Below are 23,247 nucleotides of genomic sequence, written 5' to 3'. Positions count from 1 at the left end.
CCGGAGCGCAGCGGCGCTTTTCATTCCGCCCCGCTTCACGCGCGGTTCAGGGCGACCATGGCACCGCGCGGCGGTGATGCTCTGCTCTCCTATATGCCACGGTCACCGCTGATGCGGGGCCGGTTGAAACTCGTCGCGCTCGCGGCCCTGGCGCTGACCAGCGTCGCGCGCCCCGCGCTGGCGCAAAGCATCTTGCGCGATGCTGAAACCGAAGCCTTCATGGCGGATATGTCCGCCCCGCTGGTCAAAGCGGCCGGCATGCAGCCGCGCAATGTCGAGATCATGGTCATCAACGACCCTGAAATTAACGCCTTCGTTGCGGGCGGCCAATATGTCTGGGTGCATAGCGGGCTGATCGCGCAGGCGGACAATGTGAACCAGGTGCAGGGCGTGGTCGCGCATGAGCTTGGCCATATTGAGGGCGGGCATATCGTCCGTTTCGGCGAGGGCATGCGTGAGGCGACCGGCGTCACCCTGCTTAGCCTCGTGCTGGGCGCGGCGGCGATCGCCGCGGGCGGCGCGGAAGCGGGCCTGGGCATCATGGGCCTGGGCCAGCAGGCCGCGATGAGCCGGTTCCTCGCCTTTTCCCGCGGCCAGGAAAGCTCGGCGGATCTGGCGGGTGCGCGCTATCTGAGCGCCGCCGGGGTCAGCGGCAAGGGCAGCCTCGAATTCTTCAAGAAGCTGCAAAATCAGGAATATCGCCTCGCGATCCCACAGGACAATAGCTACGGCCGCACCCATCCGCTGTCGGGCGAGCGCATCAATGTGCTGCGCGAAGTCTATACCGTCGACCCGGCATGGGAAAAGCCGGTCGACCCGCAGCTTGAAGCCCGGTTCGAGCGCATCAAGGCCAAGCTGGTCGGCTTCGTGTCCGAACCGACGCAGACATTGATCAAATATCCCGAAAGCGACCAGTCGATTCCGGCCCATTATGCCAGGGCCTATGCCTGGCACAAAAGCGCCTATCCCCAGCGCGCCTTGTACGAGGCCGACGCGCTGCTCGCGGCTGCGCCGAACGACCCCTATTTTCTGGAACTCAAGGGCCAGATATTGCTCGAAAGCGGCCGCCCCAAGGATGCGGTCGCGCCCTTGCGCGAAGCGGTCAAGCGCACCAACCAGCCGCTGATTTCCGTCCTGCTCGCCCACGCCTTGATCGCGACCGAGGATGAGGCCAATTTCGCCGAAGCTGAAGATGTGCTCCGCATTGCGGTAGCGCGCGACCGGGAAAATCCCTTCGCCTGGTATCAGCTGGGCGTGGTCTATGCCCGCCGTGGTGACACGCCCCGCGCCGCGCTCGCGACGGCGGAACGCTATGCGATGATGGGCCAGCATCCCATGGCGCTGCGCAGCGCCGACGCCGCGATGCAGGGGTTGCAGCAGGGCACGGTTGACTATCTGCGGGCGCAGGATATCGCCATGACCTCGCGCGCCGCGATCGAGCAGCAGCGGAAGAAAAGATAAAGATGACAGACCAGCCCCGGCCCAGCTTTCGCGCGGCCCTTTCCAACAGGACGATCCAGATGACCCTTGGCGCTATCGCCTTTATCGCGGCTGCCGCTGGTACGGCGCTCGCCGTGCAGGCACCCACCAGCGTCGCCGCCACCGATAAGGCGGCGATCGAGAAGATCGTCCATGACTATATTCTCGATCACCCGGAGATCATCCCGCAGGCGATCGAGAAATTGCAGGCCAACCGGATGTCGACCACCATCAGCGACAATCGCGCCGCGCTTGAAAAACCCTATGCCGGGGCGTGGGAAGGTGCGGCCAATGCCGACGTCACCGTGGTTGAATTTTTCGACTATGCTTGCGGCTATTGTCGCGCCTCGCTGCCTGACCTCGCCAAGCTGGTCGCCGCCGATGCCAAGGTGAAGGTCGTCTATCGCGAACTCCCCATCCTGTCGGAAGAAAGCAGCGACGCAGCCAAGGTCTCGCTGCTCGCCGCCGAACGCGGCCAATATATGGCCTATCACAAGGCCATGTATGGCGCGGGCCGGGTAACGCGCGACAGCATCATCGCTGCAGCGGGCGAGGCGGGGATCAGCAAGGCCGACGCCGAAGCCGCCATCGCATCGAGCAAATATGACGCCGAAATCCAGTCCAACATCGCGCTCGCCCAGAAATTGCAGGCGAGCGGCACGCCGACCTTCGTGATCGGTGGCCAGGTGTTGAACGGCGCGGTCGGCTATGAGGCGCTCCAGAGCGGCGTCGCAGCCGCGCGCGGGAAATAATCATGTCTTCGTTCGGTTCGAGCCTGTCGAGAACTCTGGCGCCAAGGGTTCTCGACAGGCTCGAACCGAACGGTAGCCGGTTCCACGCTCCACCATTGACTTCCACCCCTCCTTTGCCTATCGGACGCACCCTGACTTGCGGCCGCTGCTTTGGCGGCCCTTTTTTGTCACGCCCGATTCTCTAGTTGTTTTTTGAGGAATGAACGATGAAGCGCACTTTTCAGCCGAGCAATCTGGTTCGGAAGCGCCGTCACGGTTATCGCGCCCGCATGGCGACCCCCGGCGGCCGCAACATCATCCGCGCCCGTCGTGCGCGCGGTCGCAAGAGCCTGAGCGCCTGATCGAAGGGCCGCCTTCGGCCGCGCCTGCCATCATGGGCAGGCGGGCCGATTTTCTGGCGGCCAATCGCGGCAAGCGCGCACCCATGCCGGGCTTCGTCCTGCTGGTGCGCGACCGTGCCGATGGCGATCCGGCGATGCGCTTTGGCATCACGGTCACGAAAAAAGTGGGCGGCGCCGTCATCCGTAACCGGATGAAGCGCCGCTTTCGCGTTCTCGCGCGCGAATTGCTGCCGCTCCATGGTTTTGCCGGTGCAGACCATGTGTTGATCGGCCGCGATGGCGGGATCGAGCGCGATTTCACCCTGCTGCGCACCGAATTGCAAAAGGCGCTAGGCAAGATTGCGCGCGCGCCGCAAGCAGGCGATAGCCCACCGCGCCATGGCGCGCGGGCGGGACATGGCCGGGGCAAGGGCGGGGACCGGGGCAAAGTCCCATGATCGGCCGCCTGCTCATCCTGATCGCGCGCGGCTGGCAGCTTGGCCCTTCGCGCATCCTGCCGCCATCCTGCCGCTTCGCGCCCTCCTGCTCGGAATATGCGATTCTCGCGATCCGCAAATATGGCGCGATCAAGGGTAGCTGGTTGGCGGGCAAGCGGCTAATGCGATGCCACCCATGGGGCGGGTCGGGCTATGATCCGGTTCCCTGATAAAGACACAAGAGACGGCGGAGCCGAATAGCGTGGACGACAAGAAGAATATCATTCTCGCGGTTTTGCTGACCGCAGCGATCCTGTTCGGCTGGCCCTATGTATCGGGCTATTTCTTTCCGGCCGCCAATCCGCCGGTCACCCGGATCGAAGGGGGCAAGACCACGCCGGTCGCCAACCCCGCTGCGGACCCGGCCGCCGATAGCCCCGCCGCGATTCGCGACCGCGCGGTCGTGCTGAAGGAAGGGCCGCGCGTCCCCATCCGCACGCCCAAGCTCGTTGGCTCGATCAACCTCAAGGGCGCGCGTATCGATGACATCGTGTTGCCGACCTACAAGGAAACGATCGCCAAGGATTCGGCGGACGTTCGCCTCTACAGCCCGGCCGGGACGCAGGATGCCTATTTTGCTGGCTTCGGCTGGCAGGGGGAGGGGCTCAAGACCCCGAACAAGGACACGGTCTGGACGGCGCAAGGTAGCGCGCTCACACCGACCAGCCCCGTCACGCTGACGTGGAACAATGGCGCGGGCCAGCTTTTCGAAATTCGCCTGTCGGTCGATGAAAATTACATGATCACCGCCGCGCAGAAAGTGTCGAACAGCGGCACCGGCACGGTCGGCGTGAAGCCCTATGGCTATATTAGCCGCACCGGCGTGCCCAAGGACCCAGACACCTGGACCATCCATATCGGGCCGATGGGCGTGTTCAACAATGCGGCCAATTACGACGTCAACTATAGCGATCTCGACGAAGGCCCCTCGACCCGCGAGTTCCAGTCGAAGGGTGGCTGGATCGGCTTCACCGACAAATATTGGCTCTCGGCGCTCGTGCCGGGCAAGGATGCCGACTTTGCGGGCCAGTTCCGCAAAGGGGCGGGCACCCAATATCAGGCCGATGTCGCGCTCGGCTCGACCATGCTCGCGCCCGGCAAGGCCGTCACGCAGACGCAGCGCCTGTTCGTCGGCGCCAAGGAAGTCAAAACGCTCCAGGCTTATGAGCGCGATGGCGTGAAGCTGTTCGACCGCGCGATCGACTGGGGCTGGTTCTATTGGTTTGAACAGCCGATCTTCGCGCTGCTCCACTGGCTGTTTGAAACGCTCGGCAATTTCGGCGTCGCCATCATCTGCCTGACCTTCGTGGTCCGCGCGCTGATGTTCCCCGTCGCCCAGCGCCAGTTCGCCAGCATGGCCGCGATGCGCGCGGTGCAGCCCAAGATGAAGCTGCTGCAAGAGAAATATAAGGACGACAAGCCCAAGCTCCAGCAGGAGATGATGGCGCTCTACAAGACGGAGAAGGTCAACCCGCTCGCGGGCTGCCTGCCCATCTTCATTCAGATCCCGATCTTCTTCGCGCTCTACAAGGTGCTGATGCTGACGATCGAAATGCGCCACCAGCCCTTCGTGTTGTGGATCAAGGATCTGTCCGCGCCCGATCCGCTGCATATCCTCAACCTGTTCGGCCTGTTGCCCTTCACCCCGCCCTCCTTCCTCGCGATCGGCGTGCTGGCGGTGCTGCTCGGCATTTCGATGTGGTTGCAGTTCAAACTCAACCCGGCCCAGATGGACCCGATGCAGCAGCAGATCTTCTCGATCATGCCCTGGATGATGATGTTCATCATGGCCCCCTTCGCGGCAGGCCTGCTGGTCTACTGGATCACCAACAACTGCCTGTCGATGGCGCAACAATGGTGGCTCTACAAACGCCATCCTGCGCTCAGCGTGGCGACGGCAACGAAGTAACGAAGCGGCTTTCCGTCCTCCCCTGGCAGGGGAGGTGGCTGGCCGCAGGCCAGACGGAGGGGTGTCACCCTATCGATGGGGCGACACCCCTCCACCACGCCCTTCGGGCGCGGTCCCCCTCCCCCGCCGGGGGAGGATTTTGAGGTGAACGATATGGACTCCCCCGACATCATCGAAGAAGCGCGCAAGGTCTTTTCCGGCCCGATCGCCTTCCTCAAATCCGCGCCCGCGCTGGAATTCCTGCCCGACATGGCGGTGAACGAAGTCGCCTTTGCGGGCCGCTCCAATGTCGGCAAATCCTCGCTGCTCAATGCGCTGACCAACCGCAACACGCTGGCGCGCACGTCGAACACGCCGGGTCGCACGCAGGAGTTGAACTTCTTCGACGTGGGCGAACCGCTGCGCTTCCGCCTCGTGGACATGCCAGGCTATGGCTATGCCAAGGCACCCAAGGACGTCGTGCGCAAATGGAAGTTCCTGGTGAACGACTATCTGCGCGGTCGCGCCGCGCTCAAGCGTACCCTGGTGCTGATCGACAGCCGTCACGGCATCAAGGAGGTCGATACCGACATGCTCGACATGCTCGATGGTGCAGCGGTCAGTTACCGCATCATCCTGACCAAGGCGGACAAGATCAAGGCGAGCGAACTGGAACAGGTGTTCGTGGACACTGCCGCCGCGATCCGCAAGCGCCCCGCCGCCCATCCCGACATCATCGCGACGTCTGCGGAAAAAGGCATGGGCATCGCCGAACTGCGCGCCGCCGTGCTGGAAAGCGTGACCCAGGGCTAAGCGCTTGACGAACCGGCCCGGCATCGGGAAGGAAGCGCGCTTCGACAAGCCCGCCGCGACGCGCTAAGGAGCGTGCAGCGTCGGCCGGGCCGCCGTCACTTGGAGATGAGACTATGCGCGCCGAAGCGCAGCAATATATCGATCGTATCGACGCCGCGCTGGACCTTTTGCGCCGCTTCCTCGACTGGGACCGCGCGCTGCGCCGCCTCGACGAGTTGAACGCCCGCGTCGAAGATCCGACGCTGTGGGACAATGCGAAGCTGGCGCAGGAAGTCATGCGCGAACGCACCCGGCTGGACAGCGCGATCGGCGCGACCCGCGCGATCGCTGCGGAGAAATCCGACAATGCCGAACTCATCGAAATGGCCGAGGCCGAGGGCGACGAGGATATGGTCAGCGAAGCCATCGCCGCCTTGAAGGCGCTGGCCGACCGCGCCGATGAGGATAAGATCAAGGCGCTGCTGGCGGGCGAGGCCGATGCCAGCGACACTTATCTCGAAATTCACGCGGGCGCTGGCGGCACCGAAAGCCAGGACTGGGCCGAAATCCTCAGCCGCATGTATCGCCGCTGGGCGGAACGGCGCGGCTACAAAGTCGAACTGGTCGATTATCAGGCAGGCGATCAGGCGGGCATCAAGTCCGCGACTTTCCTGATCAAGGGCGAAAATGCCTATGGCTATGCCAAGACGGAAAGCGGCGTCCACCGCCTCGTCCGCATCAGCCCCTATGACAGCGCCGCACGCCGCCACACCAGCTTCTCATCGGTGTGGGTCTATCCGGTGATCGACGACGATATCGATATAGAGGTCAAGGAAAGCGACCTCAAGATCGACACCTATCGCGCATCGGGTGCAGGTGGTCAGCACGTCAACACCACCGATTCGGCGGTCCGCATCACCCACGTCCCATCGGGCATCATCGTCGCATCGCAAAATGACCGGTCGCAGCACAAGAACCGCGCGACCGCGATGAACATGCTCAAGGCCCGCCTGTACGAAGCTGAACTGGCCAAGCGCGAAGCCGTCACGGCGGGCGAATATGCGGCCAAGACCGAGATTGGCTGGGGCCATCAGATCCGCTCCTATGTCCTGCAACCCTATCAGCTGGTGAAGGATTTGCGCACCGGCGTCACATCGACCGCGCCCGACGATGTTCTCGACGGCGCGCTCGATCCCTTCATGGCCGCTGCGCTGTCGCAAAAGGTGACGGGCGAAAAGGTCGATGTGGAGGATGTCGACTGATGATGCGCCTGGCGCTGGTGGGCATCTCCGTCCTGCTGGCCGCTTGCGACATGCTGTCGCCGGGCGACGGGACCAGGCGCGCCGTCGCTGCCCAGCCTTTTCCCCAGGCCGATCGCCCGGTCGCGCCGATCGTCTCGACCCGCTGGTCCAGTGAGGAAGCGCGCGACCGCGTGCATGAGGCGGAGGATATCATGGACCGGGCGGGCATCCGCCCCGGCATGACCGTCGCCGATATCGGCGCAGGCGAGGGCTATTATACTGTCCGCCTCGCCGCGCGCGTGGGCGCGCAGGGCCGCGTGCTGGCCGAAGACATCATGCCCGAAGTGATCGAAGCGCTCTCGCGCCGCATCACCCGCGAAAAATGGGATAATGTCAGCGTCAAGCTGGGCGCGCCCGAAGATCCCCGGCTTCCCGAAAACAGCTTCGACCGGATCATGATGGTGCACATGTATCATGAGATCGCCGAACCCTATGCCTTCCTGTGGCATCTGTCCCCGGCGCTGAAAAAGGATGGCGAACTGATCGTCGTCGATGCCGATCGGCCGACCGACCAACATGGCACGCCGCCGCGCCTACTCGCTTGCGAATTGGCGGCCATGGGCTTCCGCATGGAAGAATTGATCCCCAAGCCAACCGCCGGCGGCTATTTCGCCCGGTTCCGCCGCATCGCCGCACGTCCCGATCCGGCCAGCATTGTTCCTTGCGCGCTCAATGACCGATAAAGAGGGTTAATGCCGTCCTGACTTTCTTGTTGGGAACGCATCGTCCTCGCCCATGTTATGCTTCCCAACGGGAGGCACAGGATTGCAGGAACATCATTTGCTTGGCGCGGCCCGTCGCGCGACGCGGCTCAAATTGTTCGAGCCGGTCCTGTTGCGCGTGCAGGGATTGCCGGTGCGCGCGCATCTGCTTGATCTGTCGATGACGGGCGCGCTGGCACATAGCGACAGTCCACCACAGGTCGGCGACCATGTCGTGATCGAAGCGAGCGCGCTGAGTGTGGCGGGGCGGGTCATGTGGGTCCGGGCCAAACGCTTCGGCGTCCATTTCGACCTGCCGCTCCCGCAACCGACCGTCGATCGCGTGGTGCGCGGCGACTAGCGCCTGCGCCGCCAGCGTCGAAACAGCGACACCCCCAATAGCCCGCCGCCAACCAGCGCTGCAATCGCGCCACCCGCTGACGCCAGCGCCCAGGCACCCGCCGCCAGCAGCCCGGTCAGAAAATCGACGATGATCAGGGTAAGGTGGATCATGGGGGAAGGGCGGGAGCCTTACGCCCCCAATTCCTTCGCCTCCTGATATTTCAGTTCGAGAAACCGGTTCTGCGTCGCTAGCTTGTTCAGGTCGCCGCTCGCCAATTGCTCGCTCATCCGCGCGATTTCCGCGTCGATGACGCCCAGCCCGTCGATCAACTGCTGTTCGGGCACGCGCCCGTTCCGCTCTTCGCGCCGCATCGGCTGGGGGATGGACTGATAGCCGGTCACCAGTTCGGGCAAATGATCCGACAGCAAGCGGCGCACATCCTGCGCGGCGGGATCTTGCGGGTCGAGCCGTTCCAGTTGCGGTGCCAACGTCTCCAGCTTGACACCGATACTGTCGACCAGCGTGATCGCGGGCGCGGGCAGCGCCTTGCGCTGATTTTCCAGCCAGATTTCGGTCTGCAGTGGCAAGGCGGTGAGCGGCGTCTGCGCCAGCGCCTCGGACTTAACCTTCGTCTCCGTCGGCAACAGCGCGATCAGCAATAGCGCGGCGATCATCACAACCAGCGCAATCATCACGCCGGTGGTGCCGAGCGGCAGCACGAACCCGGCCACTACGCTGCCCAGCAGCACCGCGAGCACCGCCCAAAAGGCATATTTGACCTTGCGCATCCGCCCGGCATTGCGCCGCTGCCGCGCCCGCGCGCTCAGGCTCTGCCCGCGCTCGCTATGACGGCGCAGCACGGCCTCGGCATCGGCCAGCACTCGCTCGGACCGGCTCATAGCACCCAATCCCCGTTCGGGCTGAGCGAAGTCGAAGCCTTGCACTGAGCGAAGCGAAGTGACCTCCCTATCGGTCGGTCGAACCCTTCGACTTCGCTCAGGGCGAACGGAGCGAGAGGGGGGCGGATCATCCTCACCCCTCGATCGCGCTCAACAGCGAATTATCCACGCGCACGTCGCGCGCCGCTTCGGCCTGGCCCTGTGCCCGCGCGATATAGCCCTTGGACTTTTCCACCTCGCCCGACAGCGTGGTCACCGTCGTCTTCATGCTCTCCAGCGCCTTCATCTTGAACGCGTCGATGTTATCCATCGTGTCATAGATATTCTGGAACGCACGTTGCAGCGTTTCGATCGGGATCGTGCTGGACGCGGCCTGTTCGTGGATCTGCGCCGTCTGGCTTTTCAGCAATTCGCCGGTGCGATCGATCATGTTCGCGGTCGTGGTGTTGAGCGCGCTGATCTGTTCCAGCACCAGCCGCTGCCCGGCCAGCGCCTGCGCCACCGTCACCGCCGTCCGCAGCGCCGCGACCGTGGTCGTGCTGGCGCGGTCCACACCCTTGACCAGTTCGATATTATTCTTCTTCACCAGATCGAGCGCCAGATAGCCCTGCACCGTCACCGCCATCTGCGTCAGCAGATCCTGCGTCCGCTGACGGATATAGAAGAGCGCGCTTTCGCGGATCGCCTTGGCCTTGGCCGGATCGCTCGAATCCAGTTCTAGCGCCTTGGCCTCCAGCCGGGCGTCCATCGTCTTGCTGATATGGATCATCTGTTCCAGCCGACCCATGGTCTGCCACATATTCTGCCGCTCGACGTCGATCGCGGCATTATCCTTGATCAGCGTATCCTTACCGCTGGCGAGCGATCCCAGGATCGCATTGATATGCCCCTGCGCACTCTTATAGCCGTCGAAATAGTCGCGCATCTTGTTGCCGAACGGGATGATCCCGAACAGCTTCTTGGGCGCGAGCAGGTTGCCGCGCTTGCCAGGGTCCAGATCCTCGACCGTGCGGCGCAGTTCGGCGAGGTCCGCGCCGACCTTGGTGTCGCTGTCCATCGCGCGCACCGGGCGATCGAGGAAGCGGTTGCTGTGTCCTGCCGCTTCGGCGATTTCCTTGCGCCCCATATTGGTCAACTGATCGACCCGCACGCCGAATTCGGGACTGTTGGCATCCTGCGCCACCAGATCGTCGATGAAGGCATCGACCTTCTCGTCCAGCTTGGACTTTTTCGCTTCGTCAATCGGCACCAGCCCGGCCGCCTTGTCGGCGGCGACGACCGGCACCGGGTCCGGCGCGGTCAGGTTCAACATATCGGCAGTTGCGGTCTGGGTCGCGGTGGGCGCAGTCGTAGCCATGCTATCTCCTTGGGTGTCATATCGATATAGAACACCTGCGCTGCAAGGCGCAATCGTCGCCATGATGATAGGAGCCACGTCGCGCGATGGGAAGCACGAAGGCACCGGCCCGTCGGCTTGGCTGCCGCCCCGCTCTTGCCGCAACGCGTCATTTCCTGTAGGGGCGCGGCCGAAGCCTCTGCGTGACCTTGTGTCGGCGTGGGCCAACACATATCCCGAAGGCAAGACATGTCCCTGCGTAATATCGCCATCATCGCGCACGTCGATCACGGCAAAACGACCCTCGTCGACCAGCTTTTCCGCCAGTCCGGCACCTTCCGCGACAATCAGCGCGTCGAAGAGCGTGCGATGGACAGCAACGATCTCGAAAAAGAGCGCGGCATCACCATTCTCGCCAAGCCGACCTCGGTTGAGTGGGAAGGCACCCGCATCAACATCGTCGATACACCGGGCCACGCCGATTTCGGCGGCGAAGTCGAACGCATCCTCTCGATGGTCGATGGCGTCATCCTGCTGGTCGATTCGTCCGAAGGCGCGATGCCGCAGACGAAGTTCGTGACCGGCAAGGCGCTGGCGCTGGGTTTGAAGCCCATCGTCGTCGTCAACAAGGTCGATCGCCCCGACGAGCGTATCCAGGAAGTGCTGGACGAAGTGTTCGATCTGTTCGTGTCGCTCGAAGCGACCGACGAACAGCTCGACTTCCCCGTACTCTACGCGTCGGGCCGCAACGGCTATGCCAGCGAAGATCCGACCCGTCGTGAGGGCACGCTGACCCCGATGTTCCAGAAGATCGTCGATCACGTCCCCGCGCCCGCCGTGGAAGTCGATGGCGTGCCCTTCACCTTCCTGGTGACATTGCTCGACCGCGACAATTTCCTTGGCCGTATCCTCACCGGCCGCGTGACCAGCGGTTCGGTCAAGGTGAACCAGGCAATCCACGCGCTCGACATGGATGGCACGGTCATCGAAACCGGTCGTGCGTCGAAGATCATGGCTTTCCATGGCCTTGATCGCGTCCCCGTTGACGAAGCCAAGGCAGGCGACATCATCTCGCTGGCGGGCCTCTCCGTCGCGACCGTCGCCAACACCATCTGCGACATCTCGGTCACTGAGCCGATCCAGGCCCAGCCGATCGATCCGCCAACGCTCTCGATGCGTTTTGCCGTGAACGATTCGCCGATGGCCGGCCGCGAAGGCACCAAGGTCACCAGCCGCATGATCCGCGATCGCCTCGCCCGCGAAGCCGAATCGAATGTCGCGGTCAAGGTCACGGAGAGCGCCGACAAGGACAGTTTCGAAGTCGCCGGCCGCGGCGAATTGCAGCTTGGCGTGCTCATCGAAACGATGCGCCGCGAAGGCTTCGAACTCTCGATCAGCCGCCCGCGCGTGCTGTTCGGCACGGACGAGGACGGCAACAAGACCGAGCCGTATGAAACCGTCATGATCGACGTCGATGATGAATTTTCCGGCACGGTCGTCGAGAAGATGAACCTGCGCAAGGCCGAGATGACCGACATGCGTCCGTCGGGCGGTGGCAAGACCCGCATCACCTTCTCCGCGCCTTCGCGCGGCCTGATCGGCTATCATGGCGAATTCCTGTCCGACACGCGCGGCACCGGCATCATGAACCGCCTGTTCGAGAAATATGGCCCTCACAAGGGCACGATCGAAGGCCGCAAGAATGGCGTCCTCATCTCCAACGGGTCGGGCGAAGCCAATGCCTATGCGCTGGGTCCGCTCGAAGAACGCGGCATCCTGATGGTTGGCGTGGGCGAAGCGCTCTATGAGGGCATGATCATCGGCCAGAACGCCAAGCCCGACGATCTCGAAGTCAACCCGATGAAGTCCAAGGCGCTGACCAACTTCCGCGCGAGCGGCAAGGACGACGCCGTCCGCCTGACCCCGCCCTGGAAGCTGACGCTGGAACAGGCCATTGCCTATATCGACGATGATGAACTGGTCGAAGTCACGCCTAAGACGATCCGCCTGCGCAAGCGCTATCTGGATCCGAACGAGCGCAAGCGCATGAGCCGCTCGAAGGCAGCCTGACGATAATTCCTCCCCGGTACGGGGAGGGGAACCATCGGTACAGCCGATGGTGGAGGGGGCGGGCGGCAACGCACCGCCCCCGATCTTTTTACAGGAGCCCCAAATGGCCGACCTCTATCTCAAGGCCCTCACCGCCGAACGCCGCGCGCTCTGGGCCGAATGCCGTCTCAAGGGGCTGGCCAAGGACACCCCCCAACGCCTGCGCATCGTCGAAATCGACGCCCTGCTGGCCGCGCACAAGGCCAAGCAGGACGCGAAGGGCGCCTGAGGCACCCTTGTGATCAGATAGCCAGCCCGACTATCACCGACCCGGTAAAGCCGTTGGTGATGTCGCCGGTCATGGCGGGCGTCATCGCTGCGATCTGCTCTGCCGTGTTGTCGCCAAACACATTGTCATTGGCTGTCGTCGTGCTGGAGAAATTGCTTCTGCTGCTGGCATAGCCGCTTGTGGCGTAGATGGCGGTACAGGCCGCTGTCGGCATCGCCAATTGGGACGTCAGCACGCGATTGGCGTAGGTCGTCGCACGCGCTAGGCTGGGATAGACCTCGAAATGGATATGCGGGTATCGTCCAGCATAACATCCTGGAAAGATGCTGGTAAAAGTCACTTGTCCGTTGGCATCGGTCACGCCGACACCGCGCAGATAATTCTCGCCAGGGATATCGTATAGCGAATATTGGCCATCGCGCGTACAATGCCACAGATAGACTGCATAACCAGCCAACGGCGCACAACCGCTGTTCACATTCACGACAGTGATCGTCAATTGCATGTAAATCCCGGCAGCCGTGCCGGACGCCGTGCCGAAACTGGAGCGGATGTCGGCGCGAACGATGCCGTTGTCGTCCAGAGCGTTGACCACACTGCCATTGACGCTATTGGACCCATCAGCCGGATATGGTCCGTTGGTTTCGGTCGGATCGGCGATGCAGCTTTCGCTGGATGTGCTGGTCGTTCCGGTTGTCGATGTCGTCGTGGTGTTTGTGGTGGTTGTCGTCGAACTGGTCGTTTCCACCGAGCCGCTGGCGTCGCTGCCCCCGCAGGCGCTGACCATCGCTGCACCGCCCGCCGACAAAAGGAGCCGCAAAGTGCGCCGCCGACCGATTGCCTGGCGGGACAGAACGCTCATATGGCTCAGGTCATGGATCAGGCCGTGATCATGGGCATCTGCTATAGTCGTCACTCGTTTGCTCCTCACGCAAGCTTGGTCGGAACAGCAAACGTCGCGTCATGATGATTCCCGTCATGGCTAAGGCTTACCGTTCGCATAAGCCGGACGCGGCAGGCTCGCCAATGTCAGGCTGCTTGCCACCATCAGCGCGATGGTCAGCAACAGGAACGGGCCATAGCCCCCGGTCGCGTCATAAAGCACCGAAGCCCCCAGCGGCCCGGTCGCGGTGCCGACCGACAAGGCCATCAGCAACCCGCCATAAAGCCCGCCAAAGGTCTTGAGCCCAAAATGCTGGGTGGTGAGATAGACGATCACGTCGACCTCCGCGCCCAATGTCAGCCCGACCATAGCGGCGGCGGCCGCCTGCGCGCCCCAGCTATCCCCGCCCATCAGCAACAGCAGGCAGCCGATGGCCGGCAGCAGGAACACGACCGCCCCCACCATCGACCCGCGAAACCGATCGAGCAGCAGCCCCGTCGCCAGCCGCCCGATGACCGAGAAGATGCCCACCAGCGCCGCGATCCCCGCAGCCTCCATGCGCTCCGCGCCGCGATCGGTCAGGATGGGCACGAAATGTACGACCAACGCGATGATGGTGAAGGTGAAGAGCAGGCTGGCGAGCAGCAGCCGATGATAGATGGAAGAGCGCACGCCTTCGCCCAGCGTCGCGCCCTCGAGCGTCGGCCGTTCCGCCAGTGCGACTTTCGCCCGTCGGTCGTGCGCGCCACGAAAGAAGAGGAAGATCATCGGAAAGGCGATTGCAACCCAGATCGCCGCCTGGATCGGCGCCGCGGTCTGCCAGCCATGGCGCGCGATGAGCCAGCTACCCAGCAGCGGAAACAGGGCGGCGGCCAAAGAAGCGCCGCACAATGTGACCGCAAACGCTAGCCCCCGCGACGCAGCAAAGCGGGTCGCCACCGCACTGGTCCACACCGTCGCCTGCACCGGCAATGTCGCCAAGGCCAACAGGCTCCACAGCATCAGCCATTGGGCCTTGTCCCCGGTCGCTGTCCCCAGCATGGCAAAGGCAGCACAGGTCAGGACCACACCGACCAGCCCGAACAGGCGCGGTCCCAGCCGGTCGACCATCAGCCCGATCGGCACCGAAAACAGCGCTTGCACCAATGTCGCCAGCGTCAGGCCGATGGTGGTTTGCGTCCGCGACCAGCCAAAGGATTGGCTGATCGGCTCGATATAGGGGCCAAGTCCATAGATATGGATGACGCTGGTGGCGTAGCCTAGCCCGGCCGCGATCGGCAGGATCGGCGCCCGCCGCCATTCCGCCCCGGCCGTCATTGCTGCGCCTGTCTCTGCCATGGTCCTGCCTCTCTCGCTTCGCGTCCGTCGTTGTGGCGGATGATGCCAAGTAATTGGAGAAAAAACTATAGTATCTCATTTATTATGATCCACACGCACGGCAAAGCGGCTGGCCATGCCGCTGCCCCGCTCATATAGTCGCGCCTGATTGTCCTCCCCCGCGAAAGCGCTTCATGCATCTTCTTATCGGCCTAGCCGGCATCCTGCTCATTCTTGCCGTTGCCCTCGCCCTCTCGTCCGATCGCCGCGCCATCAAGCCGCGCGTCGTCGGCGCGGCCTTTCTGTTGCAGGCGGGGATCGCGCTGCTGGTCCTCTATGTGCCTGCCGGTCGCGCCATCATCGGCGGCATGTCGAAGGGCGTGTCGAACCTGCTGGGCTATGCGCAGGCGGGCACCGATTTCATCTTCGGCCCGCTCGCCAGTCCCGAAATCGGCGGCGCCAGCTTCGCCATCGCAGCGCTGCCGGTCATCATCTTCTTCGCCAGCCTGGTGTCGATCCTCTATTATCTGGGCGTGATGCAATTCATCGTCCGCTGGGTCGGCGGCGCGATCGAAGCCGTGACGGGCGTGTCGAAGGTCGAAAGCCTCTGCGCGGCGGCCAATATCTTCGTGGGACAGAGCGAAAGCCCGCTGGTGATCCGCCCCTATCTGGCCGCACTCACCCCTTCGCAACTCTTCACCGTGATGACCAGCGGCATGGCTGGGGTCGCGGGCACGATCCTGGCGGCTTATGCCTCCATGGGCATCCGCATCGACTATCTGCTCGCCGCCAGCTTCATGGCGGCACCCGGCGGGTTGCTGATGGCCAAGATCATGATGCCCGATCCGCGTGTCCCTGTGCAGGGCGAATTGCCGCTCGGCGACACGCCCGATGTCCCGCTGCCCGAAACGCGGATCAGCGGCGTCGGCCCGGCCGCGCTACTCCCCGAAGGCACGCCGGGCGAACCCATGCCGGTCGCCAGCCATGACGAGGAAAAGCCCGCCAACCTCATCATGGCTGCCGCGCAGGGCGCACAGACCGGGGTGAAACTCGCTGTCGCGGTCGGCGCGATGGTGCTGGCCTTCGTCGCGCTTGTGGCGCTCGCCAACGGCATATTGGGCGGCATCGGTGCCTGGTTCGGCTATCCTGACCTTAGCTTCCAGATGCTGCTTGGCTATGTCTTCTCGCCGATCATGTATCTGCTCAACATCCCTTGGGAAGAAGCGCAGGTTGCGGGCGGCCTGTTCGGGACGAAGGTCGTCCTCAACGAATTCGTCGCCTATATCAACCTTGGCCAGGTGCAGGGCGCGCTGTCGCCCGCGACCATCGCCATCGTCACCTTCGCGCTATGCGGCTTCGCCAATTTCAGCTCGATCGCGATCCAGATGGCGGTGACCGGCAACCTCGCGCCCAATCAACGGCCGATGATCGCACGTCTGGGGCTGAAGGCGCTGGTGGCAGGCAGCCTCGCCAACCTCATGAGCGCCGCGCTTGCCGGCCTGATGCTCAGCCTGCGCTAAGGGGCAGTCCTTTTGCTATCGTAACGGAAATGCTACCATCGCCCGCCCAAATCGGTTATGGTTAACCCATGGGGGCAAAGACACTTTCCGCAGCCGCACTAGCGGCTCTGTTGGCATCGTCGCCTAGTCTGGCGCAGGCGCCAAAACCGGGCGCGCTTGAAACCTACAAGGATTGGACCATCGGCTGCGACAATCGCAACCGATGCGAGGCGGTCGCGCTGATGCCCGAAGGCGCCGACTGGCCGGAGGTTCCGCTGATGATCGGCGTTGCGCGTGAGGCCGGGCCGGACGCAGCGACCGAAGTCTGGATCAGCCGTGAAAGCAAGGGCGTGGCGGATGTCAGCTTCCTGGTCGATGGCCGCACAGTGGCAACCGCCCGCGCCCGCGATGGCGAGGCAAAGGTCCGGGGACCGCAGGCCTCCGCCCTGGCCATCGCCATGGCACGCGGCACCACGATGGACGTCCGCGCCGTAAACCGGTCATGGGGCACGCCTTCGCTGGCCGGATCAGGCGCTGCGCTGCGCTACATGGACGCGCGTCAGGGCAGGGCGGGTACGATGACCGCGCTGGTCGCGACCGGTCCCATGGGCGTGATGGCGGTCAAGCCTGCACCCACCCCCCCGGTCATCCGTCGCGCACCGGTGCCCGGCGGTACAGCGCCAGCCCCGCTCTGGCGCGAGGAACTGGCCAAACTCGTGACCTTCACGGGCTGCGCCCACGAAATGCGCAGCGACCAGACGCCGGAATTGCATCGCCTCAGCAAGACCGAAACCTTAATTCTCGTGCCCTGTGGATCGGGTGCCTATAATTTCACCTCGGTTCCGGTCATCGCCACCGGCATCGCCGGTCGTCGCACCTTCCGCTTCGCGCCCTTCGACGCCGCGCCCGGCTGGCTCAGCGATGACAAGCATCCCACCTTGGTCAATGTCGGCTGGACCCCGGAAAAATCCCGCCTCGACAGCTTCGCCAAGGGCCGCGGCATCGGCGACTGCGGCGGTAGCGAAGCCTATGTCTGGGACGGCACCCGTTTCCGTCTGGTCGAAGCGACCAGCATGGGCGAATGCCGTGGCGTCTGGCACTGGATTCCTACATGGACGGCGCAGGTAACCGACTGAACTCGCCTGTTAATGCGCCGCGCCCCAACTCGGCCCGGTCCCAATCTCCACGCCGAGCGGCACGCTCAACTTCACGATCGGCTCAGCCGCACTTTCCATGACGCGCCGGATCACCGCGCTGGCGGCCTCAATATCCCCCTCCGGCACCTCGAACACCAGTTCGTCATGGACCTGCAACAGCATCTTCACGCCCGACAGCCCCGCCGCGTCCAGCGCCGGTTCCATGCGCGCCATCGCCCGTTTGATGATGTCGGCGCTCGTCCCCTGGATCGGCGCGTTGATGGCGGCGCGTTCGGCGCCTTGCCGTTCATGCTGGACCGATGCCTTGATGCGCGGGAACCATGTCTTTCGCCCGAACAGCGTCTCGGTATAACCGCAGGCGCGGGCCTTTTCGATCGTCTCGTTGATGTAGATGCTGATGCCGGGGAAGCGCTCATAATATTTGGCGATCATGTCCTGCGCCTCGTCCGCGCTGATCTCCAGCCGTCCGGCCAGTCCCCAGCGCGAAATACCATACAGAATCGCGAAGTTGATCGTCTTTGCCCGGCCGCGCGTGTCGCGATTGACCTCGCCGAACAGTTCCTTGGCGGTCGCGGCGTGAATATCCTCGCCCGCCGCGAACGCATCGCGCAATGCAGGCACGTCAGCCATATGCGCGGCCAGTCGCAATTCGATCTGGCTATAGTCCGCTGCCAATATGACATTGCCGGGTTCGGCGACAAAGGCATGGCGGATCTGCCGCCCGACTTCGGTGCGGATCGGGATATTCTGCAGATTGGGATCGGTGGAGGACAGTCGCCCGGTCTGCGCCCCGGTCAGCGAATAGCTGGTATGGACGCGGCCCGTATCCTGGTTGATCTGCGCCTGCAACGCATCGGTATAGGTCGATTTTAGCTTCGATAATTGCCGCCATTCCAATATCTTGGCGGCGATCGGCGCGCCCTGTGCCTGCAACTGCTCCAATATGGTGACATCGGTGGAATAAGCCCCGGACTTGCCCTTCTTGCCGCCCTTATAGCCCATCTTGTCGAACAGGATCGCGCCCAGTTGCTGGGTCGATCCGATCGCGAAAGGCTGCCCCGCCAGTTCGTGGATCTCCGTCTCCAGCGCCGCGATGCCCGCGGTGAACTCGCCCGACAACCGCGCCAGATGCTCGCGATCCACCTTGATGCCGCGAAGCTCCATCCGCGCGATCACGGATACCAGCGGCCTATCGACCAGCTCATAAACCCGGTTTGCGCCTTCATTGGCGACGCGGGTCTTGAACAGGCGCCACAGCCGCAGCGTCACGTCCGCATCCTCGGCGGCATAGGCGGTCGCCTTGTCGAGCGGCACTTCGCCGAAGCTGATCTGGTTCTTGCCGGTGCCCACCACCTCCTTGAAGCTGATACAGTCATGGCCAAGATGCGTTCGCGCGGCCTCGTCCATGCCATGGCCCGACAGGCTTTGCCCGGCGTCGAGATCGAAGCTCATGACGATCGTATCGTCATAAGGGGTGATCTCGATGGCGTGGCGGCGCAGCACGGTCATGTCATATTTAAGGTTCTGGCCGACTTTGAGGACCGCATCATCCTCCAGCAGCGGCTTGAGTTTCGCCAGCACCAGCGCCTTGTCGAGCTGCACGGGCTTTTCCGCGAACATGTCGCGTCCGCCATGGCCGACCGGAATATAGCAGGCCTGGTTGGGGCCGGTGGCGAGGCTGATGCCGACCAGTTGGCATGACACGCAATCGAGCATGTCGGTTTCGGTGTCCACCGCGAAGACCCCTTCGGCCCGCGCCTGCGCGATCCAGCGGTCGAGCGCCTCTTCGCTGACCACCGTTTCGTAGAGGCTGCGGTCGATCGGCGGCGCTTGCGGCGCAACCGGCGCGGCGATAGGCTCGGCCACGCCCGCAGCGGCAGCAGCAACGGCCACCGCAGCCGCAGGCGCACCCAGCCGATTGAGCAGCGTCTTGAAGCCATGATGCGTCAGAAAGTCCTGCAACGGTTCCTTGGGAATGCCCTTCAACGCCAAATCTTCAAGCGGTTCGGGCAGGTCCATACTGTCGTGCAACGCCACTAGCCGCCGCGACAGCCGCGCCATGTCGGCATGGGCGATCAGATTTTCCTGCATCTTCGATTTCTTCATCGACGGCGCGGCATCCAGCGCGGCTTCCAGCCCGCCATGTTCGATGATCAGCTTGGCCGCCGTCTTGGGGCCGATGCCCGGCACCCCCGGCACATTGTCCACACTGTCACCCATCAGCGCAAGGACATCACCCAACTGCTCAGGCTGCACCCCGAACTTGCCGACCACATAGTCGGCCCCGCGCCGCTCATTCTTCATCGTATCGTACATGTCGACGCCGGGCTGGATCAGCTGCATCAGATCCTTGTCGGAACTGACGATGGTGACATGCCATCCCGCCGCGACCGCCGCCTTGGTATAGCTCGCGATCAGATCGTCCGCCTCATAGCCCGCCTCCTCGATACAGGGCAGCGAGAAGGCGCGGGTTGCGTCTCGGATCATGGGGAATTGCGGGACCAGATCTTCGGGCGCGGGCGGACGGTTCGCCTTATACTGGTCATACATGTCGTTGCGGAACGTGTGCGACCCCTTGTCCAGGATCACCGCCATATGGGTCGGCCCTTCCGCCTTGCCCAATTCCTCGGCCAGCTTCCACAACATCGTCGTATAGCCATAGACCGCGCCGACCGGCTGGCCATGCTGGTTGGTGAGCGGCGGCAACTGATGATAGGCGCGGAAGATATAGCCGCTGCCATCGACGAGATAGAGGTGATTCTGGGTCATGGGGCAGGGGATAGCCGGTAACGCTGCCCCGCTCCAGTAGCGCGGTAACCGCGCCATTCGTAAGCGAACCATCGAGGAGTCGCGCCGCCTCAGCGTCGCCCCCCCTCATCCAACTGCGCCTAAGTGCCTTCGGCACCAAGGCTGCATATCCTTCTCCCCGGCGGGGAGAAGGGGTGGGTTGCGGTCAGTCCGCGCTCCAACTGAAATTCAGGAAAAGGTTGCGCTGGAATTTATAAATGCCTCATGGCAGACAGTAGCGATGTTTATGCGCGGACCGACCTTCTGGATTTTGAATGCGGTTCTTTTGATCGTGACGGCGGCGGCGGCTCAATATTATCCATTGGCAATAGTAAGTGCGATAGTTGTCGCCGTAGCATCCATCGCTTGGATCGCCGGTGGCGTGTCGGACCGACCGCGTTTCCATGCAGTTTTGGGAGACGACTGGATAGAAGGCGAGATCGGAATCTATTCGACGATCGCTTTCTGGGGAGGAATTCTCATAGCCGCCGCAGCAACCAATGAAGCACAAACGAGGCCGCTGTTCGGCGTCGTGAAGGTATTGGTGATGCCCGGCGCAATTGGCATGATGGTATCGCAACTTCCGCTTACGAAAATGTTAGGTCGGCGGTCTTAGCTTCCGAGTTTGCTCGTTTGCGAAAGGCCCACTCCTAGCGACACTGCGGATCGCGTTGACCATCGGCTTCGCCATACCTGCAAGCGCGTCATAGCCAACCTATCCCGCGATAGCACAAACACACCATCCCTCACCGATCGATCATCCTCAGCGTTGATGGTTCGCCGCCACCGCCTTCGCGACGCCCTGCATCAAGGCCCAACGTTCGGGGATCGACACGGTGGTCGACCCGATCAGCACGGCCACGGCATAGCTGGTGCCATCGGGCGCGGTCATGATGCCGATGTCGTTATAGCCGGTCGAGCGCGGGGCGAGATCTTGGCCCGTCCCGGTCTTGTGCAGATAGGACCAGCCCGGCGGCACCCCGCCCTTGATCCGCTGCGGCCCGGTCTTTGCTTCGGCCATGACGGTCAGCAACAGGCGGGTGGACTCAGCCGACAGCATGTCGCCCTGCTTCAGCTTCGCCAGCGCGCCGACGATCGCGGTGGGGGACGCGCCGTCTGGCGGATTGGCGAGATAATTGTCGAGCGCCTTGACTCGCGCCGCCATCGGCAGCCGCGATCGCGCGGTGTAGAAATTGCGCCCGATAGAATAATCCTGCCGCCAGTCGAGGCCCGCCGTCGTCGCCTGCAACAGCCGCTCGCCAGGGCCGAAGCGAACATCCTTGATCATCCGCCGCGCCAAATAGCTGCGCACCGCTTCCGGGCCGCCCACTGCCCGCAACAGCGTATCGTTGGCGGTATTATCGCTCTGCGTCATCGCCCGGCGCATCAGGTCGGAATAGCTGGTAGTCCAACCGCCCGCCTTCACCATCGCGGCGGAGGGCTGATGGAACAGTGTCAGGTCGTTTTTCGTGATCGTGGTCGTGTCGGTCAGGCGCAGCTTGCCCCGGTCCACCGCGTCCAGGAACGTCAGCGCTACCCAGAATTTCGATACGCTCTGCTGCGGGAACAGGGCGGTGCCGTTCCAGGCGACGGTCCAGTCGGCATCGATCCGGCGGACTGCGATGCCGACCTTGCCGCGAAATCCCTGGCCCAGATTGCGGATCGCGCTGACCAGGGTCGGCGATGGCGCATCATTCTGGCTGACCGCGCGATAGGGCAGCGGTGGATTGGGCACCTGGCGGATCGGCCAACTGTTGGTCGCCGGTCGCGACGTCTGGGGCGGGCTCGCCGCCGCCTGGGCCGGGCGTGGATCAGGCGCGCTCACACAGGCCGACAGGGCCATAACCAGAAGGACCAGGCGCGCGACCCCGCCCCGGTTGTCATTCGATGCCATATAATCCCCGCACTTTGAGCGAGCATAGGGGCGGCCACCGCCCGGACGAGCAAGAGCGATGCGACGAATGAGTCCACAAATGCGATGATAGGAGCCCGATGGATGCAACCCTTTGATTAGGAGCGCGATCGCTCAGTTGCGGTTCAGCCGATGGCGGGCAATAGCGGGCGGATGACGATGAAAGCTATAAACAGGCGCAATTGGCTGCTCGGCGCATTGGCCACCGGCGGCTTGCTCCGGGCGGGCGTCGCGCAGGCCGCACCTTTTGCCTCGCGCCGGATCGCCGTGACGGTGCGGGGCACGGGTCGCGACGTGCTGCTCATCCCCGGCCTCGCCAGCGGCCCCGGCATCTGGAACGGCGTGCTGGCGGCGGTTCCTGGCTATCGCTTTCACCTGGTCCATGTGCGCGGCTTTGCCGGGCTGGCGGCGGAGGCCAATGCGGGTGGCAATGCGCTGCTCCAGCCGATCGCCGATGAAATTGCGCGCTATGCCAGCGCCACGGGATTGAAGCGTCCGGCGATCGTCGGCCATTCGATGGGTGGCACGCTGGCCATGCTGCTGGGCCTCAAAGGGCTGGCAAGCCGGGTCATGGTGGTCGACATGCTGCCTGCCGGGGCCGCCATGGTCGGCGGCACGGCGAGCGGTCTTGGCTATCTCGCCGACCAGATCGGTGGCTATCTGACCGGCACGGCGGCGGGGCGGCGCTATCTGGGGCAGATGGTGGCGCAGACGCCAGGGGCCAAGGGCAGCGATCCCGATGTCATCGCCCAGGCGCTGCGCGATCTGGCCCATGTCGATCTCGGCCCGCAACTGCCGCGCCTTAGTGTGCCGCTGGAGGTCGTCTATGCGATCGGATCGGATCGCGAACAGGCCGCCGCCATCGCCAGCCGCTTCCGCACCGCCTATGCGCCCAAGAAGGATGCGCTGCTGCGCGCCATCGGTCCCAGCGGCCATATGCTGATGGCCGATCAACCGGCGCGCTTCCATGCCGCACTGGGTGATTTTTTGAAGCGCATTTGACGGGCGTCAAAGCTGAGGAGAGGGCCACGGGGTACACCGAAGAT

23 protein-coding genes are annotated in these 23,247 nt (G+C 63.6%); 16 read left to right on the top strand and 7 right to left on the bottom strand.

All coding sequences use genetic code 11. From position 1 onward, the window contains the following. Positions 1-111: 111 nt before the first annotated feature. The 10 genes from OVY48_RS08875 to OVY48_RS08830 all read left to right on the top strand — a co-directional run bounded on the left by OVY48_RS08875 (position 112) and on the right by OVY48_RS08830 (position 8,091). Positions 112-1,461, top strand: coding sequence for a M48 family metalloprotease (locus tag OVY48_RS08875; RefSeq protein ID WP_037473505.1), 1,350 nt, complete (start codon positions 112-114; stop codon positions 1,459-1,461). A 2-nt stretch (positions 1,462-1,463) separates the two neighbouring features. Next, positions 1,464-2,231: a DsbA family protein gene (locus OVY48_RS08870; protein WP_313922555.1), complete on the top strand. Its 768-nt coding sequence runs from the start codon at positions 1,464-1,466 to the stop codon at positions 2,229-2,231. Between the two features lie 206 nt (positions 2,232-2,437). Beyond that, entirely contained in the window at positions 2,438-2,572 is a 135-nt protein-coding gene (gene rpmH, locus OVY48_RS08865) for a 50S ribosomal protein L34 (RefSeq protein WP_006959075.1), read from the top strand. 32 nt (positions 2,573-2,604) lie between these two features. Further along, on the top strand, positions 2,605-3,009 hold the full coding sequence (gene rnpA, locus OVY48_RS08860; RefSeq protein ID WP_313922554.1) for a ribonuclease P protein component: 405 nt from the start codon (positions 2,605-2,607) through the stop codon (positions 3,007-3,009). Next, positions 3,006-3,218 carry a membrane protein insertion efficiency factor YidD gene (gene yidD / locus OVY48_RS08855; protein ID WP_037473506.1) on the top strand — a complete coding sequence of 71 codons (213 nt, stop codon included), beginning with the start codon at positions 3,006-3,008 and terminating at the stop codon, positions 3,216-3,218. The genes rnpA and yidD overlap by 4 nt, the downstream gene beginning before the upstream one ends. Positions 3,219-3,250: 32 nt before the next feature. Then, the gene (gene yidC / locus OVY48_RS08850) at positions 3,251-4,957 is read left to right on the top strand and encodes a membrane protein insertase YidC (protein WP_313922553.1); all 1,707 of its coding nucleotides are present in this window, start codon (positions 3,251-3,253) and stop codon (positions 4,955-4,957) included. 153 nt (positions 4,958-5,110) lie between these two features. Beyond that, the gene (gene yihA, locus OVY48_RS08845; RefSeq protein WP_313924729.1) at positions 5,111-5,749 is read left to right on the top strand and encodes a ribosome biogenesis GTP-binding protein YihA/YsxC; all 639 of its coding nucleotides are present in this window, start codon (positions 5,111-5,113) and stop codon (positions 5,747-5,749) included. A gap of 113 nt (positions 5,750-5,862) precedes the next feature. Beyond that, complete coding sequence (gene prfB, locus OVY48_RS08840) at positions 5,863-6,990, top strand: peptide chain release factor 2 (protein ID WP_069065944.1); 1,128 nt, start codon at positions 5,863-5,865, stop codon at positions 6,988-6,990. Then, on the top strand, positions 6,990-7,712 hold the full coding sequence (locus tag OVY48_RS08835) for a class I SAM-dependent methyltransferase (protein ID WP_096060831.1): 723 nt from the start codon (positions 6,990-6,992) through the stop codon (positions 7,710-7,712). The genes prfB and OVY48_RS08835 overlap by 1 nt, the downstream gene beginning before the upstream one ends. Positions 7,713-7,794: 82 nt before the next feature. Further along, positions 7,795-8,091: a PilZ domain-containing protein gene (locus tag OVY48_RS08830; RefSeq protein ID WP_313922552.1), complete on the top strand. Its 297-nt coding sequence runs from the start codon at positions 7,795-7,797 to the stop codon at positions 8,089-8,091. On the opposite strand, the gene OVY48_RS08825 is transcribed toward OVY48_RS08830, so the two are convergent. The 3 genes from OVY48_RS08825 to OVY48_RS08815 all read right to left on the bottom strand — a co-directional run bounded on the left by OVY48_RS08825 (position 8,088) and on the right by OVY48_RS08815 (position 10,329). Beyond that, positions 8,088-8,243 (bottom strand): hypothetical protein, encoded by a 156-nt coding sequence (locus OVY48_RS08825; protein ID WP_171899245.1) that lies wholly within the window; start codon positions 8,241-8,243, stop codon positions 8,088-8,090. The two genes, OVY48_RS08830 and OVY48_RS08825, sit on opposite strands and share 4 nt — an antisense overlap. Before the next feature lie 18 nt (positions 8,244-8,261). Beyond that, a complete protein-coding gene (locus OVY48_RS08820) occupies positions 8,262-8,972 on the bottom strand; it encodes a hypothetical protein (protein ID WP_313922551.1) in 711 nt (236 codons plus the stop codon). A 133-nt stretch (positions 8,973-9,105) separates the two neighbouring features. Continuing rightward, the gene (locus OVY48_RS08815) at positions 9,106-10,329 is read right to left on the bottom strand and encodes a toxic anion resistance protein (RefSeq protein WP_313922550.1); all 1,224 of its coding nucleotides are present in this window, start codon (positions 10,327-10,329) and stop codon (positions 9,106-9,108) included. 228 nt (positions 10,330-10,557) lie between these two features. Here OVY48_RS08815 and typA point away from each other — a divergent pair, with 228 nt between their 5' ends. Together typA and OVY48_RS08805 are read left to right on the top strand one after the other, a co-directional pair. Then, positions 10,558-12,378 carry a translational GTPase TypA gene (gene typA, locus OVY48_RS08810; protein ID WP_069065948.1) on the top strand — a complete coding sequence of 607 codons (1,821 nt, stop codon included), beginning with the start codon at positions 10,558-10,560 and terminating at the stop codon, positions 12,376-12,378. Between the two features lie 103 nt (positions 12,379-12,481). After that, positions 12,482-12,646 carry a hypothetical protein gene (locus tag OVY48_RS08805; protein WP_171899246.1) on the top strand — a complete coding sequence of 55 codons (165 nt, stop codon included), beginning with the start codon at positions 12,482-12,484 and terminating at the stop codon, positions 12,644-12,646. 13 nt (positions 12,647-12,659) lie between these two features. On the opposite strand, the gene OVY48_RS08800 is transcribed toward OVY48_RS08805, so the two are convergent. Next, positions 12,660-13,508: an intradiol ring-cleavage dioxygenase gene (locus OVY48_RS08800; protein WP_409593657.1), complete on the bottom strand. Its 849-nt coding sequence runs from the start codon at positions 13,506-13,508 to the stop codon at positions 12,660-12,662. Positions 13,509-13,628: 120 nt separating this feature from the next. Further along, complete coding sequence (locus OVY48_RS08795; protein ID WP_313922548.1) at positions 13,629-14,867, bottom strand: MFS transporter; 1,239 nt, start codon at positions 14,865-14,867, stop codon at positions 13,629-13,631. Positions 14,868-15,040: 173 nt separating this feature from the next. Here OVY48_RS08795 and OVY48_RS08790 point away from each other — a divergent pair, with 173 nt between their 5' ends. Both OVY48_RS08790 and OVY48_RS08785 read left to right on the top strand, forming a co-directional pair. Then, positions 15,041-16,366 carry a NupC/NupG family nucleoside CNT transporter gene (locus tag OVY48_RS08790; RefSeq protein ID WP_069065952.1) on the top strand — a complete coding sequence of 442 codons (1,326 nt, stop codon included), beginning with the start codon at positions 15,041-15,043 and terminating at the stop codon, positions 16,364-16,366. 68 nt (positions 16,367-16,434) lie between these two features. Beyond that, entirely contained in the window at positions 16,435-17,481 is a 1,047-nt protein-coding gene (locus tag OVY48_RS08785; RefSeq protein WP_313922547.1) for a DUF1176 domain-containing protein, read from the top strand. 9 nt (positions 17,482-17,490) lie between these two features. Here the strand turns inward: OVY48_RS08785 and polA are convergent, their stop codons facing one another. Further along, entirely contained in the window at positions 17,491-20,271 is a 2,781-nt protein-coding gene (gene polA / locus OVY48_RS08780; protein ID WP_313922546.1) for a DNA polymerase I, read from the bottom strand. 178 nt (positions 20,272-20,449) lie between these two features. On the opposite strand from polA, the gene OVY48_RS08775 reads away from it, so the two are divergent. After that, complete coding sequence (locus OVY48_RS08775; protein ID WP_313922545.1) at positions 20,450-20,905, top strand: hypothetical protein; 456 nt, start codon at positions 20,450-20,452, stop codon at positions 20,903-20,905. Positions 20,906-21,052: 147 nt separating this feature from the next. On the opposite strand, the gene OVY48_RS08770 is transcribed toward OVY48_RS08775, so the two are convergent. Beyond that, complete coding sequence (locus tag OVY48_RS08770) at positions 21,053-22,183, bottom strand: serine hydrolase (RefSeq protein ID WP_313922544.1); 1,131 nt, start codon at positions 22,181-22,183, stop codon at positions 21,053-21,055. Positions 22,184-22,354: 171 nt separating this feature from the next. Between OVY48_RS08770 and OVY48_RS08765 the strand changes: the two genes are divergently transcribed. Beyond that, entirely contained in the window at positions 22,355-23,203 is an 849-nt protein-coding gene (locus tag OVY48_RS08765) for an alpha/beta hydrolase (protein WP_313922543.1), read from the top strand. Positions 23,204-23,247 lie beyond the last annotated feature (44 nt).

The organism is Sphingobium sp. SA2, assembly GCF_032227065.1.
GTDB lineage: Bacteria > Pseudomonadota > Alphaproteobacteria > Sphingomonadales > Sphingomonadaceae > Sphingobium.
The sequence above is the reverse complement of the archived record's forward strand: the minus strand, read 5'-3'. Positions and strand labels throughout refer to the sequence as shown.